Source organism: Spirulina subsalsa FACHB-351 (assembly GCF_026130165.1).
In the GTDB taxonomy this organism is placed as follows: Bacteria; Cyanobacteriota; Cyanobacteriia; order Cyanobacteriales; family Spirulinaceae; genus Spirulina_A; species Spirulina_A subsalsa_A.
The window spans coordinates 1-15,426 of the sequence record NZ_JAIHOM010000118.1; the positions used below are offsets into that span (position 1 = coordinate 1).

Sequence of the window (15,426 nt, forward strand, 5' to 3'; positions counted from 1 at the left end):
CGGTAGGGCATACCGGAACTCACGCTTGGGGAGAGATTCCCTCTGGCTTGGTTGGATACGTCCTGCCAAGTTAAGGAAACTCGTTGAACCAAGAATCCCTCGCTTTTAGCGATGGGAGTGTCAACTTAAGTGTTTTTCCTTAGCTCTTGACCCTTAATGACGGCTCTCAAAACCCCCAAGATTGATGGAATTCTCAACAATTGGACTAATTGCTCTAGGACTATCGGCGGATGCCTTTGCTGTATCTATTTCTAGTGGTTTATTTATTCGGAATATAAAAGTTAATAAAGCCCTGAAAATCGCCCTGTTTTTCGGTGGACTCCAGATGATAATGCCTTTGGTGGGCTGGGAAATAGCGCGCAATTTTAGGGAGTTTTTCAGCTATTTTAGCCCTTGGATTGCTTTTATCCTGTTGTCTTTTATCGGCTCTAAAATGGTTTATGAAGCTTTAGCTAAAGTCCAAGAGGAAGAAAAAAAGTTTAATCCTCTGGATAACTATACCTTGCTGGTTTTGGCGATTGCCACGAGCATTGATGCTCTGGTGGCGGGGGTTAGTTTTTCTCTGTTAGAAGTCGCCCTAATGCCAGTGGTGACAATTATTGGTATGACGACCTTTTCGGTGTGTTTTTGTGGGGTGTTAATTGGGCATCATTGCGGGGATTTATTCCGTTCTAAGGTGGAAATTATCGGCGGTTTGTTGTTAATTGCTATTGGGGTAAAGATATTGGTCGAAAATCTTTGGGTCGTGGGGGGGTAAATCTCCTATTCTAGGGCTTGCTGTGCCACTTCGTGGAGCTATGTCTACGCTAGACCTAACAAGGGAATAGGGAATAGGGAATAGGGAACAATTAACAATTGATAATTATTCCCGACTCCCGCCTCCCGACTCCCGTTCGCGCAGCGTTCCGAAGGAATGCTCTTGACTTCTAACTTTGGGTCTTAACTTGTCAAGATTGGGGAATAGGGAATGGGGATTTTGGGAGGAATATGTCACAGTAAGACATTCAGAAAATTACTGTGTCCTTCTGATTCAACATAGACAGTCCAACGTCCTCGTCTGGCTAAGTTGGGAGAAAAGGTATATTGTCCTTGAGCGTTGAGGACTCCGGTTTTCCAAGGATTGACGGAATCACCGGGGGCAAATATTTTGATTCTCCCATGAGCCATTGCTTCACCTGTGCTGTAGCGCACGGTGATGGTGATGTTCGTGACTTGAACATTCCGGGGCAATGTGGTTTCTGAATAGGTGATCAGACTGCCGTTGCTAGCGCGGACTTGAATTGCCGCACGCATTCCTACTTCATGGGCGCTCGCTTTCGGGGTGATCATTAGAGGAATCAACAGGGACAGAAGGCTAATTTTGAGAGAGTTTTTCATGGTTTTAATCGCATGCTGTTACCCCTTCGGCACAATAGAGACTCCACCAAGGATTAAGTTCTAGGGCATCGGGTTCGTCGAGACTCATGCCTAGTAAGGCTTGGAAGTTGGTGTCTGCACCACCATAACGAACGTGCATATGAATGGGGTCGCCGTGGGGCGCTCGTAGGGCAACGTATTTGAAGGCGCTACAGGCGGGATCTTCGGAGGTGAGTTCAAAGAGATCCCAGATGGAGCTTTGATATTCGGGATAGTAGAAGGGATCGGGCAAAGCGCCTTGATAGGAATAGGTGCAATTTTGGGCAATGGGATTGTTTCCGGCTAAATCCCGATAAAAGGAGAATTGTTCCATGCGTTCAAAGACAATCCGCCCGGGATTACGGGGATCATGGAGTGAGTTAGGGACGCTGGTATCTAAGGTAAAGACTCCATTCACGCCTAAGTATTCAACGTTAGCATTGGGAGATTTGAAGTCCGAGGCTTCTAGAGGAGAAACCCCCATCAAACTCAGGGCGATCGCACTGGTAAGAGCCAATCTAGATCGTTTCATGAATCACACACTCCTTCAACATAATGAAAAGTTACCCTGACGCTGGGTTATGGCTCATTAGCGTACTAAAATTGACTTGGATTTTCTATGCCCTGAACGGGGAGGGGGGATTCTGGGCAATGAGGCTAGAATCCCAACTCGCCGAGCAAATTTTGAGCGGCTGAGGGAAAATGGAGGGCGGGGTCTTGGGCAACCCAACCGATGGGAGACTGGGAACGGACTTCAAAGTGTAAATGAGGCTCATCAATATCGGGGCGGCCTGTATTGCCTACCGTGCCGAGGGTGTCCCCGGTGTTTACGGTTTGCCCCGTGCTGACGAAAATCGCCCCGAGATGGGCATAACGGGTTTGTAGACTCCCCTCATGGTTAATAATCACGACGTTCCCATAGTTGCCCTGTTGCCCGGCAAAGACGACTACACCCTGATCGGCTGCTAAAACGGGGGTGTTGAGGGGGGCGAGGAGATCCAGCCCACTGTGAAAGGTTTGTTGTTGGGTTTGGGGGTTTTCTCGCCAACCGTAGGCTAAACCCGGGGTGAGGGGTTGGGGGAGGGGAGAGCCTGCGAGTCCGGTGTAGTTGGGGGTGGGATTGTTTGGGTCGGCCCAGTTGATGCCGGGGATAAAGACGGTTTCTCCGGGTGGTTGACAACCATTCATTTCAAATAACACATCGGCGCGGACTCCATAGGCTTGGGCGATACTCTCCCAAGTGGCGACCTTGGGGGGGGTGATGGAGATGCCGTTGAGGGGGGGAATGAGCAGTTCTTGTCCGACGGGTAAGCGTCCCTGACGGAGGCTGGGGTTGAAGTAGATAATGACATCGGAGAGGATTCTGTATTGTTGTGCGATCGCCTCTAGAGTATCTTGGGGGGTCACAGTATGGCGACGCAACCGGGAGAGAACAGGTTCAGGACAGACTGACTCTTGCGCCAAACTAGGAGAGGGGAGTAGGAGAAACGGTAGAGCAAGGAGAGCCGAGAGAGAGGGGTTTAAGTAAGATGACATGAAAATTCAAGTTCAACAACAGCTTTCTCCCCTAGTTTAGGTCATAGTCGGTTCATCGTTGGGCTTGGGCCCTCACTAACCCATAATCAACTCAGAAGCGGCACTCGGCACATCAGAACGCCATAACTGCTCCAATTCCGTCGCAGGCATCGTTAAATACAGTACATCATTTTCCTGTAATGGTGTTTCCAATAATCTCCACCCGTGAATCGTTTGGCCCTGAGATTCGAGATAAAGCGGGACAAAATCAGCATGAACGGCCGCCTCTTTAACCGTTTTGCCATAGAACGGATGATGGGGGGTAATCAAAGTCGCGAGGGCCACCCAGAGTAAATCATCGGTGATGCCATTGCCTAAAATCCGTCCCCCCAGGGCAGCGGCCGCAAAGGAAGGGGTAGCCAATTCTGTGGGACAGAGAACACTTTCAAACTCAAAAACCTGCTGAACTGAAACCGAAAACTGTACATCATGATTGCGCACCACCACAGCAATCCGGGGGGAAATCGCCTTAGCACAGAGGGCAATTTCCACATTTACCATGTCGTTACTGGTGACGGCTAAAAGGGCGCGGGCTTTGTGTACGTTGGCCTCTCTCAGGCTGTTGGAGATACTAGCATCTTCAATGATCACGGGAACGCCGAGAGAGCGGGCGGTGTGTAAATAACGATTATTGGCATCCCGTTCAATGACTACCACATCATGGCCTTGCTGCAAAAGTTGCTGGACAATACGCACCCCAATTCCCCCCAAACCGCAAACAACGTAATGATTGGACGAGGGAACTTGGGTGACTGCCCAAAATTGCCGTAAACGGGAGCCGAGAATAAAATCATTAATCAGAGCGTAACAAATGCCAATGACTCCGGCCCCGACAATCATCATGACGGAGGTGAAGATTTTGATGCTATCGGGGGCATTTTCGGCAATTTCTTCTTTACCCCCTGCTCCGGTAATCATGCCCACAGAGAAGTATAGGGCATCAACCACAGACACATGGAAGTTCACACTAACATAGGTCAAGGTGGCCAAGAAAATGGTCAGGAGTAGTGCTAGGGTGACAAGGGCGACGGGGCGGCCATATTCTTGGAATTTGCGTAAATTGGCGATCGCCTTCAGCAATTGCTTTACCCAAGAACGGCGACTATTGCGCACGGTTGGCTGAGTTCCCACAATGAGATGATCTCCTACTTCTAGGGGTTTTCCTTCCATCACGGCCGAGATTAAATCCACTTCATCCCGGGTCGGGAGAAAATAAATCAACATCCGAGAGCGACTTTCCCAGAGATCACTTAAGCGGCGGCCTAACCAAGGGTGATTTTCATGGATAATTTCTTCATGGATGGGCCAGGTTTGGTTAAAGAGCCGCAACTGTCCAATGGCTTTATTTCCCAAGGCCGCAAAGGTAAAAATCGGCGCGGCTAATTCGGCGACGCTCATGCTCACATGGTCCACCACGGTCTGATCTAACCGTTCCCCGAGGGTATGATTCAATAAACGGTTAATAATACGAATCTTGTTATTGATGACTTTGGCTTGGGTCAAAATTGCCAGATTTAGGGCATCATCATTGCCAGCCAGTACAAGAGTATGGGCTTCTCGAATCCCGGCGGTGATCAGGGTAGAAGCCGAGCGCAAATCCCCGACAATAATATGATTCATGGTTTCTCCCGGAATGGGGCGATCGCTCACACCCACCACATCCGCTCCCTGTTGTCGAAGCAGATTAAAAATCCGGTATCCTGTACGACCGAGGCCACAAACAATAATGCGGGGTTTCATGGAAGACAGAGGTGCAGTCTCCTGAGGAGAATCATAACAATTTTTCCATTGTCACTGAACTGGCACCAGAGAAGTGTAGCCTTGGACACGATCCCATCGGAATCGGGAGAACAGCAAGACATTGCTGATCCCTCAACCGTCAACAATTGATCATGGATCATTGATTTTTAGGCGAGACTTAACTCAGCGCGGACAATCAAATCATTGAAATCGCGATCGCCTCCAAAGGGCAGATCCTCAAAACCGAACACATTCCCGCCCAACAACTTGATATGATCCACCCCATCCGAATTGGCCGCACCATAGATAAAGTAAGCCTGAGCATCTAAACCCACCGCATTATCTGGATTGAGATTCAAGAAATTATCCGGCGTGCTGTTGACAAAAATCACCGGAGCATACAACGCGCCACCGCCTAACACCGCATTCGTCCGTCCAATCCCCTGATTCTCAATTCTCAAATCTACCCCGACGCGATTCTGTAACACAGCCTGCACATACCCCGCTTGACCCGGCAGAATCCCATTCACTGCACCCTGTTCATTATCAACACGGTACAGCGTCACCGTATTATCAAACGCCGCCTCACGAAACACCGTAAAGTTCGCCGCCACGGATCCCGACACATTGCGCAAATCAATCAACTCCAGACCGTCCCGTTGGAGATTTTGACCTAACCCCAAGCGAGCAACAGGCGGCACCGGCAACTGTTCCACCGTTAACCCCAAATTCCTCACCACCCCAGAGGGATCCGTCACCGTCAGCGCGAAACGATTGGGCGAGGTTTCCCGAACCTGTAACTGAGGACTATCAAAAGCAATCACCCGACCATCTTCAAACTGCACATTAAAGGCAAATCGTTCCCCTGCTTCCAAGCCACCCAACAAGAACCCTTGTTTATTCACCATAAAGCCATTGGGATAAAAAGCTTGGGGCAAGAACGAGAACAGAGGCGTTGAACCCGTAACCTGACCTGTAGCATTAAAGCGGGTAATCCCCACCGCCGCAAAGCCGTTGACATCGCCCCCTGTGAGAGACACTGACAAACCATTCCCCGCTCGTTCTCCAAAGGCAAAGAAGCGCCCAGTTGCATTGTAGGAAAGAGTCCCCAAAATGGGAGCAGGGGGTTGAGGAGTACCGGGGGGAACAGGAGGTTGAGGCGGTTGGGGCGGTTGAGGCGGTTGAGGCCCCGGATCAACGGCTTGCACCGTACTGCGCACTGCGAAATCAAAGGGACCCGACACCGTGGGATCATTGGTAGTGAACTGAATCGCCCCTTCAAAAACATTGGGCGTTGCCGTATTCACGGACACCCCAAAGGTCGTTGAACTATTAGGGGCAACGGTTCGGTTAAAGGCGGCTGTATTCAAAACAAAAGCCGGATTGGTCGCGACCAAATCCCCTAAGAGCAGATTTCCCTGACCTCGGTTTTCAATGCGGAAGGTCGTCGCCGCGCTCGGAGTTCCGGCCGGGAACAAGCCTAAATCAATGGGTAAGGTGGTGCCGTCGGTGATTTGCCGCACCACATTGTTATTGCCATCCAGTTGACTCACCACAATTTGCGGCGGCTGTTGGACAATCCCCCGCACGGCAAAGTTAAAGGGTTGACTAATAGTGGGATCCGTGTCGGTGGTAAAGCGCACTTCACTATTAAAGGTTCCCTCAACCGCCGTATTTAAACTCACCCTAAAGGTGGTTGCTGCCCCGGCGGCTAAATTATTTTGGAATCCGGCTCCATCTAAAGAGAGTCCCGCGACATTGGAAAGGGTGGGATTGCCGAGGGTTTGGGCTTGACCACTGGTGTTTTCAATGCGGAAGGTAGTGGGTTGAGGAGTCCCGTTAATCAGAACGGTGCCTAGGTCAATGGGGGGGGTGGTTGTGCCATCGGCAATGGTTTGTACCACCTGACCTGTTGCGTCGAGTTGTGAAACCACCAAACCCCGATTCACTGTTCTGGCGACGTTGAGGTTAAAGATCCCATCATCACTAATATTGCTGGCGTTGGAGGTAAATTGCAGGTCAATGGTTCCCGCCCCGACGGTGTTGGTGTTGGGGGTGATGGTGAAGGTGGTGGTTTGACCGGGGGCTAGGGTGGTTTGGGCGGGAGGGGTGAGGGTTAATGCCGCGTTGTTGGTGATGAAGTTGGAGAAGGTGAGGTCTTGTTCCCCCGTATTGGCAATGGTGAAGGTGGTGGGTTGGGCGGGTATACCTACGGGGAAAATGCCCAAATTGGCGGTACCACCATCCCCAATTGCTGCCGTGACACCTTCTTGAGTGAGGCGGATGATGGGGTTATTGGTTGGCTCAATGGTGGTGGCGTTGGGAGTGGTTTCAATGTCACTGGGTTGGCCTGTGGTGGAGTTGGTATTCCCACTAATATTCACATCAGGACCGAGAATCACTGTTGTGCCGGAATCAGCAGGAGCGTTCCCTTCCGTCACGTTGGCAATGCCTGCTCCTCGGGCTGCTGTATTATTCTCAATGCGGGTATTGCCATCAATGGTCAATTCCCCACCATTCACGTTGCGAATCCCGCCCCCAGATCCGGCACCACTGACATTTCCGGTGATGACACTGTTAGTAATGGTCATCCGGGCACCTAATGCGCCATTTTCTTTGTTGCCGTCGTTATCAATCCCGCCACCCCCATCGGTAATATCTACACTGCCGGGGATGGGTGAGGCGGTGGCGGTGTTGTTGGTGATGGTGCTGTTATTAATCACGGCGACGGCTTGACGGTTGCCTGTGCCGACGTTGGTTAAGCCGCCGCCATCGTCTCCGGCTGTGTTGTTGGTGACGGTGACGTTATTGAGGGTAATATTACCCCCGACGTTGTGAATCCCGCCGCCATCGTTGGGAACAACCCCTCCAGTGATGGTGAGGTTATTCAGGGTAAGGTCGCCGACGTTATTGGTCAGCAGACTGCCGGGACCACCGACGAGGAATATGCGGAATAGCTCTTCTGCGGCGGGATCTCGTCGCAGGGTGGAGCCGTTGCCGTTGATGATGATGGGGGAGGTGATCACCGGGAGGGCGGTGGCTCCGTAGTTAATAAAAGGAACGGCGGGGTTAGGGTAGGGGGTTGTAAAGTTAAAGGTGGTGTTGGCGGCTAGGTTCAGGGTGTCAACGGTGCCGGGGGTATTGTTGGCGTTTTCAATGGCGGTGATCAGTTCAGAAACCGTTGAGATTAATACGCCGGGATAGGTGGCTTGGGTTTCGGGACGGAGGGCAAGGGGTGAGGTGATGACTCCGGTCTGATAGCCAAGGTCCCAAGTGCCTTGGAGTTGCGGGTTTCCGGTGAAGTTACGGGAGGCGGCGATCGCACAACCCACTATCTCACTCAGTTGCTTGACAAATGCGCGCCCTTGTGCATCTTTAGCAATTTGACAACCATATAAGAGAATTTCTGAACAGAAACCCCGCCACTGTTGGAGTGCCGGGCGATAGTCAGGGAGATTTTCTGAGGTGATTAACGTATTGCCTAAATATAACCGCCCCGGCGCGCCGTGGGTGATCAGGTGGAGACTGCGAATCTGGGGGCTTTGTTGGAGATAATCGCGAATCTGGGCGATCGCATCTTGAGTCAAATCGAGAACCAAAACCGACGCTCCCTCCCACACTCCCGCTTGTAGTAGGGGGTAGTCGGTCACTCCGGGGTCAATCACAACCAACATATCCTGACCGAGTAGACCATCCGGGAGTTGGTCATCACTACGGGGGATAGGTTTGGTGGGACGGTTTTGGTGTTTGCACTCAATCGTTTTCATGATCCGTCACTCCATCAATAAGACTTGTTAAATCCATGATTCCCAAATCGCTGTCACTAGCATAACTTGAGAATCCCAGTTTTCCTCTAAGAGAAGGTAAAAATTTTACTTGAGGGGTGATTACTACTTTAATCTTGCGCTAAATGTCTCAGACCGTCTCCGTCAAAATGTCAGGATTAACGGACTTGTTTCAAACTTTCAATCTGATTGGTGAACAGTTCAATAAATAAACTAATCACCTTCCGATTCTCACGCACTTTTACATTGACACTAATTGACATCCCAGATTGTAGGGGGATATCTCGGCCTTGACTGCGTAGCACTTGATCCTCTAAGGCAATTGTGGCGGGGAAGCGATAGAAATTGTACACTTCATCGGGAGCCAAGGCATCCGAACCTAATGATTTAACCGTGCCTTTAATGTCTCCAAATTCACTAAAGGGAAAAGTATCAATACGGACATCAGTATTCATCCCGGGTTGCACAAAACCGATATCTCTATTGGTAATAAAAACCTCCCCCACTAAATTATCTTGAGGGACAATTGAGAGTAAGGTTTGAGTCGGGTTAACCACAAATCCACGATAGGCCTTGAGATCAAAAACCGTCCCGGCTACCGTAGCCCGTAGTTCCTTATATTCCAGGGCTTGAGCGCTCCTGACCAGTTGGCTTTCTAGTTCTTTAATCCGCTTCTCATTATTCACTACCACATTTAAAACCGCTTGGGTGAGTTGACTATCAATATCGGCGATTCGTTGGTTATTTCTCGCGATCGCTTCTTGAATTTCTTTTTGGGTAATGGCGGCGGTATTGGTAAACTGTTGACCTCCCTGTTCAATCGCCAATTGAAGACGGCGATTTTCCTCCGTTAGGCGACTAATTTCGGCGCGGTTTGTCTCAATGCGTTGAAGTTGTTCCCGTTGTTCAATGCGGCTGTCATTTTGGATTCGTAACACCTCGGAACGACGGTCATTCACCGTTTGCCGTTGTTGTTCAATTTGGAAACGGGCGATCGCACCTTCTTGACCCAACGGAGCCATTTCAGCGAGTAATCGCTCCTCTAAAGCTAAACTTTCTTGAGCCTGTTGCAGGGAACTTTGAGCGCGTTGGCGAATATCTTGTAAGAGATTTTGCTGAGTGGTTAAATTATTGCGCGCATCGGCAATTTGTACTTGATTTTGCTGTAATTGTCGTTGAATTTGCTGAACTTCTAAACGAGCGGCATTTTCTCGGGAGCGGGCTTCAATCAGGGAGACTTGGAGGCGATCGCGTTCTTGGGGAGAAAGTTGACCCAAATTCCCCGTCAGTTGGGCCTGATAGTAGCGATTTTCCGCCAGTAACTCATCCCGATTCCTTGTCAGACCGACCATCGAGGCGGGTAAATTCAAAGCCGCGATCGCCTTTAACAACTCCTCCCGACTCCCCGACTCAATCAATTGCCGATAGAGTTGATTTTCCTTCTCCAACGCCTCCTTAATCCCCTTCACCGCCTCCAAATCCGCCCGAGACGTATTCGACTCAAAACGCATCAACAAATCCCCCGGCCGCACAAAATCCCCCTCTCGGACATAGAGCGTTTCCACCACCCCATCTACAGGCGCTTGCACCTCCTTCACCGTATCTTGGGGCTTCAACTGTCCCGTCGCCTGAACCACCTGTTCAATTTCCGCCAAACAAGCCCATCCCACCCCAAAGGACACCACACTAATAATCGTCCAGACAATCGCCCGCGACCAAGTGCGAGGTTGTCGGAGAATCACCGACTGATCAAAACGACGATCCAAATGAGACGACTTTTTCCCCCGACTCACCGGAGCCAAGGTAGAACCATTTTTCGGTCGCGTTTGCAAAGCACTACTACTGCTGTTCTTGGTTGAGACAGCCTGCATCGGGTAGCGAATGCGTTGTCCGTTCCGATTGCCATTATTCCCATTCATGGTGTCTGCATCCTTATCCCCTTGTAGGTGGGGTTGTTGACTATTATCGCCCTGCTTCAACGGGTTGGGTCGCTTGACCCAAATCTTAACACAGACCCCTTGCTCCCGCTTCTTTTCTTCACAGTCCCCGCTCTTGCCTAGATGGGGCTTTCATGCTTCCGCATTAAACCTAAAGTCAGCAGGGGTCGCCCGGTATACCTGTAGGGTTAGCGGGGGGAACTTCACAAAGTTAAGCTCTGTAGCGAATCTAACCGGACTTTCAGAAAATTAACTTAAGATTAAGGAAAGAGAGGACAAATCAGATTCAGGAAAAAGGGGAGGGCAAAATGTTAGTAATTTTGACCGATGATCAGATACTTTCCCCCCAAAACGTCTGTAGTGGATGTTTACTCGCCGATCGTCAAGGTTTACCGCGTTGGCGTAATGGGAAATTAGGCTGTTGTGCCGCCACCTGTGCCACACCCAGCACCCGAGCAGGTGTTGCTCCCTGCTCTCAAACCAATTGTTTAGAGTCCTACGTCTGTCAGATGGGCTTTCGAGTCGCTAACATTGATTAGAAGCACAGTTAAGCAATCTCTTAATTCGTGTTTCTAAGTCAATGCGTCCTCGGAGAACAGAAAATCATGGCCTGGCGGAGTTCAACGACCTTACAGCAGAGAATTTTAGCCTGTTTACCCTATCTAATCCCCATGTTACAAGTCTTACAACTGGGGGGATTAGTCTTTTCCCTTGTCCCTCCTCTAACTTTAGTCTTTTTCCCCTTATTCTTAATCGCTCCCATTTACTTCTTCAGTTTAGGGGGCTTTGCTGTTGTTCCCCTGATTATCTTTTTTGCCCTATTTTTGCTCGTCGTCCAAAACTACAAAATCGCCCACTTTGTCAGGTTCAATACCCTACAAGCGATTATGATTTCCTTGGCCGCCTTTCTGTTACAAATCGTCTTAGAGTTTTTCGGCATGACTCAACAGGCCTTTTCTCCTGTAGGCAGTGCTAACTCCCTGTTCATGCAGATATTAGTCACCTTAATCTATCTGGCCGCAACCGGCTCCTCGGTCTATGCCATCGTCCAGTGTTTACGAGGACGTTATGCAGAAATTCCCGCCATCTCTGAAGCGGTATATAATCAAGTTCGCTGAAAAAATAGGATTCCGGCACTTTAACCGACTCCCCCTCTCCCGAGAAGAGAGAATAGAGAATAGAGAATTTTCCTCTTTCCTCTTTTCTCCCCTGCTCCCCTGCTCCCCTGCTCCCCTGCCCCCCCTCTCTCCTATTCCCGGGATTAGAGCCTTATTCAGCAAGCCCTAGATAGAGAGGTGCTAGGGATCACTGTGACCTGTCCCATTCCTCATCCCATGTGGTAAAATCAGAGATTGCTGTGTTTAAGAGAGCAAGAAGATCACAATGAGCTTGACCCAAGCGTTAAAGCAAGAAATCATCTCCGAGTATCAAGTCCACGAGACAGACACCGGATCCTCCGATGTGCAGGTTGCCATGTTGACCAAACGGATCAACCAACTGACGGAACACCTGAAAATCAACAAAAAAGACCATTCCTCTCGTCGGGGATTATTGAAACTGATCGGTCGCCGTAAACGCCTCTTAGCTTACATCCAAAAGCACGACTACGAGCATTATCAGACACTGATCGGTCGCTTAGGCATTCGTCGGTAAACCGCACAAAAAATTATCTTATGCCTGCTGAATCTGAACGCAACCCTCTTCCCTTTGAACCTCGTTCAAAGCGGAAGAAACCCAAAAAAAACCCGGCTGCGTCTTCAAATCCTGCCCCTTCTGAACCTGCGTTAAAAAACTCCTCCCCTCCTCAAACGAGAAACTCGCGTGAGGAGGCGGATTTATCTGCCATCCCTGAAGTGGTGAGTCGAAGGATGATCCGCAGGATGGCTTTATTTTCGGGTAGTCCCACGGTATTAGCCCTATCGAGCTTATTTATTTTTTATTGGATTAAAACCCAAACGGATCTAGAAGTTCCTAATCCCCTGATTCTCCTCGTGAGTTTTGGGTTATTTGGTTTAGGGGTGCTGGGATTAAGTTATGGGATTTTTTCCGCGTCTTGGGATGAAGAACAAGCGGGGACTTTAATTGGATTTCGAGAATTTCGCGTTAATTTAGGGCGCACGATTCGGGCGTGGCGCAACTCTCGCCAAGCGCTTAAAAAAACAGAAAGCGATTAAGAATTGAGGGAATGTTCCCCCTAAAATGTCTAGTATCGGGCATCTGGGGCGGAACAATGCCCTCCGGTTTTGAGAATTTGTCATCTAAATATAAGGAATAGAACATGATTGTTGTAATGAAAGTGGGCTCCCCCGAAGAGGAGATTAGTCGTTTAACGGAAGAGTTCACCACTTGGGGACTCAGCCCAGAAAAAATTGTGGGGCAACATAAAGTTGTCATCGGTTTGGTGGGAGAAACGGCCGATTTAGATGAGCAGAATATTCAAGAAATTAGCCCTTGGATTGAAACGGTTTTACGGGTAGAACGGCCTTACAAACGGGCGAGTCGTGAGTTCCGTCATGGGGAGTCAAGTCAGGTGGTGATTCCTACCCCCAATGGGGATGTCACCATTGGCGAACAGTTCCCGATTTCTATTGTGGCGGGGCCTTGTTCGGTGGAAAACGAGGAGATGATTGTGGAAACGGCTCGTCGTGTGGGGGCGGCTGGGGCGAAATTCCTGCGGGGTGGAGCTTATAAGCCTCGGACTTCTCCCTATGCTTTCCAAGGTCACGGGGAAAGCGCGCTGGAGTTGTTGGCGGCGGCGCGGGAAGCGTCGGGCTTGGGGATTATCACGGAGGTGATGGATACGGCCGATCTGGAGAAGGTGGCGGAAGTGGCGGATGTGGTGCAAATTGGGGCGCGCAATATGCAGAACTTCTCGCTGTTGAAAAAGGTGGGGGCGCAGGATAAGCCTGTTTTATTAAAACGGGGGATGTCTGCAACGATTGATGAATGGTTGATGGCGGCGGAGTATATTTTGGCGGCCGGGAATCCCAATGTGATTTTATGTGAGCGGGGTGTTCGCACTTTTGACCGTTCTTATGCCCGGAATACGTTGGATTTGGCGGTGATTCCGGTGTTGCGGACTTTAACTCACTTGCCGATTATGATTGACCCCAGTCACGGCACAGGTCGCTGGGAATATGTCCCGGCTATGGCGAAGGCGGCGATCGCAGCCGGAACCGATTCGTTGATGATTGAAGTTCACCCCAATCCGGCTAAAGCCTTATCCGATGGGCCTCAATCTCTCACCCCGGATCGCTTTGATGCCTTGGTGAAAGAGTTAGCCGTGATTGGTCGGGCTGTCGAACGCTGGCCGGAACCCCAAGTGGCTTTAGTTTAAGGTGATGTATCCCCCCTAGCCCCCCTTTGGAAGGGGGAATGGTATCCCCCCTAGCCCCCCTTTGGAAGGGGGGAACAAGACGGGGGGATAGATCACCACTCCCTAGGGCTTGCTGAATAACTCGGGGAGTCGGGAGTCGGGAATCCTCTCCCCTGCTCCCCTGCTCCCCTGTTCCCTGTTCCCTGTTCCCTGTTCCCTATTCCCATGGAAATTGCTCAAAAAACGCGCCAAGCTGCCCAAAATTTAGCGGTTTTGTCTAGTGAGGAGAAAAATCAGGCTCTGGAGTCGATCGCCCAAGCTTTGGAAGCGGCGACTCCGGCAATTGTGGCGGCGAATGAGGAGGATTGTCGAGTGGCCCAGGCGGAGGGAATTTCCTCGGCCTTGTATGCGCGGTTGAAGTTGGGGGAGAGTAAGTTACAAAGTGCGATCGCCGGAGTGCGAGATGTGATCCAGTTACCGGATCCCGTGGGGACGCTCCAGATTCATCGGGAGCTAGATCAAGGATTGATTCTGCGCCGGGTTACTTGCCCGTTAGGGGTGTTAGGGATTATTTTTGAAGCCCGACCTGAAGCCCTCATTCAAATCACTAGCTTGGCGATAAAATCGGGCAATGGTGTAATTTTGAAGGGGGGGAAGGAAGCCCTGCGCTCCTGTCAGACTTTGGTGGAGGTGATCCACAGGGCCTTAGAGAATACGTCGGTGAGTCCCGACGCGGTGCAATTACTCACGACGCGGGAGGAAATTCGCACGCTGTTGGGCTGGGATGAGTATGTGGATTTGATTATTCCCCGAGGATCTAATGCTTTTGTGCGTTATGTGCAGGAAAACACGCGCATTCCGGTATTAGGCCACGCGGACGGGATTTGTCATCTGTATGTTGATCAAGTGGTGGATTTTGAGCAGGCGGTGAGTTTAGCGGTGGATGGGAAAACCCAATATCCGGCGGCCTGTAATGCTATTGAAACGTTGTTGGTCCATCAGGCGATCGCCTCCCAGTTTTTACCCCTCGTAGCCCAGGCCTTACAGGAGAAGGGGGTTAAATTGTTGGGGGATGCTAAGACTCGGGAGATCCTCCCTGTCGAGGCGGCCACGGAGGAGGATTGGCGGACGGAGTATAGTGATTTAATTTTGTCGGTTAAGGTGGTGGAATCGCTAGAGGAAGCGATTGGGCATATTAACATTTACGGATCGAAACATACGGATGCGATCGCCACCACGAACCCAGAAACGGCGCAACTCTTCTTAAATCTGGTCGATGCGGCTGGAGTCTATCATAACTGTTCCACCCGCTTTGCTGACGGATTCCGCTACGGATTTGGGGCGGAAGTGGGCATCAGCACCCAACAAATGCCCCCCCGTGGTCCTGTGGGATTAGAGGGATTAGTGACTTATAAGTATCAACTGACTGGGCAAGGTCATATTGCGGCGACCTATTCGGGGAAGGACGCTAAACCTTTCACTCATCGGGATATTGCAGAATAAGGCAAAAGCCATTTTTCCCTTGTTGACACTCCACTGCCTAAAGGCGAATGGATTCTTTCCTCATAGACTCTTGTCTAGCCAATCAGAAATTGACCCCGACAGAACGTCTCCGAAAGCATTTTGAATCACGGGCTGTCCGACCGCGATTAATCCACGATTTCTTATAACTTGACTG

13 protein-coding genes are annotated in these 15,426 nt (G+C 50.4%); 7 read left to right on the forward strand and 6 right to left on the reverse strand.

Going from position 1 to position 15,426, the window contains the following annotated elements:
- The first annotated feature begins 184 nt into the window (after window positions 1-184).
- Entirely contained in the window at window positions 185-757 is a 573-nt protein-coding gene (locus K4A83_RS18370) for a manganese efflux pump MntP (protein WP_265266121.1), read from the forward strand.
- Between the two features lie 233 nt (window positions 758-990).
- Here K4A83_RS18370 and K4A83_RS18375 read toward each other — a convergent pair whose 3' ends face one another.
- The 6 genes from K4A83_RS18375 to K4A83_RS18400 form a co-directional block, all read right to left on the reverse strand.
- Window positions 991-1,377 carry a hypothetical protein gene (locus tag K4A83_RS18375; protein WP_265266122.1) on the reverse strand — a complete coding sequence of 129 codons (387 nt, stop codon included), beginning with the start codon at window positions 1,375-1,377 and terminating at the stop codon, window positions 991-993.
- A gap of 4 nt (window positions 1,378-1,381) precedes the next feature.
- Complete coding sequence (locus K4A83_RS18380; protein ID WP_265266123.1) at window positions 1,382-1,927, reverse strand: hypothetical protein; 546 nt, start codon at window positions 1,925-1,927, stop codon at window positions 1,382-1,384.
- Between the two features lie 125 nt (window positions 1,928-2,052).
- The gene (locus tag K4A83_RS18385) at window positions 2,053-2,931 is read right to left on the reverse strand and encodes a LysM peptidoglycan-binding domain-containing M23 family metallopeptidase (RefSeq protein WP_265266124.1); all 879 of its coding nucleotides are present in this window, start codon (window positions 2,929-2,931) and stop codon (window positions 2,053-2,055) included.
- Between the two features lie 75 nt (window positions 2,932-3,006).
- Window positions 3,007-4,710, reverse strand: a complete 1,704-nt coding sequence (locus tag K4A83_RS18390; RefSeq protein WP_265266125.1) for a potassium channel family protein — start codon at window positions 4,708-4,710, stop codon at window positions 3,007-3,009.
- A gap of 167 nt (window positions 4,711-4,877) precedes the next feature.
- Complete coding sequence (locus K4A83_RS18395; protein WP_265266126.1) at window positions 4,878-8,477, reverse strand: DUF4347 domain-containing protein; 3,600 nt, start codon at window positions 8,475-8,477, stop codon at window positions 4,878-4,880.
- A gap of 176 nt (window positions 8,478-8,653) precedes the next feature.
- Entirely contained in the window at window positions 8,654-10,414 is a 1,761-nt protein-coding gene (locus K4A83_RS18400; protein ID WP_265266127.1) for an HlyD family efflux transporter periplasmic adaptor subunit, read from the reverse strand.
- Window positions 10,415-10,740: 326 nt separating this feature from the next.
- Between K4A83_RS18400 and K4A83_RS18405 the strand changes: the two genes are divergently transcribed.
- The 6 genes from K4A83_RS18405 to proA all read left to right on the forward strand — a co-directional run bounded on the left by K4A83_RS18405 (window position 10,741) and on the right by proA (window position 15,251).
- Window positions 10,741-10,971 (forward strand): hypothetical protein, encoded by a 231-nt coding sequence (locus K4A83_RS18405; protein WP_265266128.1) that lies wholly within the window; start codon window positions 10,741-10,743, stop codon window positions 10,969-10,971.
- Window positions 10,972-10,998: 27 nt separating this feature from the next.
- Window positions 10,999-11,550, forward strand: coding sequence for a Tic20 family protein (locus tag K4A83_RS18410; protein WP_265266129.1), 552 nt, complete (start codon window positions 10,999-11,001; stop codon window positions 11,548-11,550).
- A 265-nt stretch (window positions 11,551-11,815) separates the two neighbouring features.
- Window positions 11,816-12,085, forward strand: coding sequence for a 30S ribosomal protein S15 (gene rpsO, locus K4A83_RS18415; protein WP_265266130.1), 270 nt, complete (start codon window positions 11,816-11,818; stop codon window positions 12,083-12,085).
- 20 nt (window positions 12,086-12,105) lie between these two features.
- Window positions 12,106-12,606: a PAM68 family protein gene (locus K4A83_RS18420; RefSeq protein WP_265266131.1), complete on the forward strand. Its 501-nt coding sequence runs from the start codon at window positions 12,106-12,108 to the stop codon at window positions 12,604-12,606.
- A 104-nt stretch (window positions 12,607-12,710) separates the two neighbouring features.
- On the forward strand, window positions 12,711-13,769 hold the full coding sequence (gene aroF, locus K4A83_RS18425) for a 3-deoxy-7-phosphoheptulonate synthase (protein ID WP_265266132.1): 1,059 nt from the start codon (window positions 12,711-12,713) through the stop codon (window positions 13,767-13,769).
- A gap of 204 nt (window positions 13,770-13,973) precedes the next feature.
- A complete protein-coding gene (gene proA / locus K4A83_RS18430) occupies window positions 13,974-15,251 on the forward strand; it encodes a glutamate-5-semialdehyde dehydrogenase (RefSeq protein WP_265266133.1) in 1,278 nt (425 codons plus the stop codon).
- Window positions 15,252-15,426: the final 175 nt, after the last annotated feature.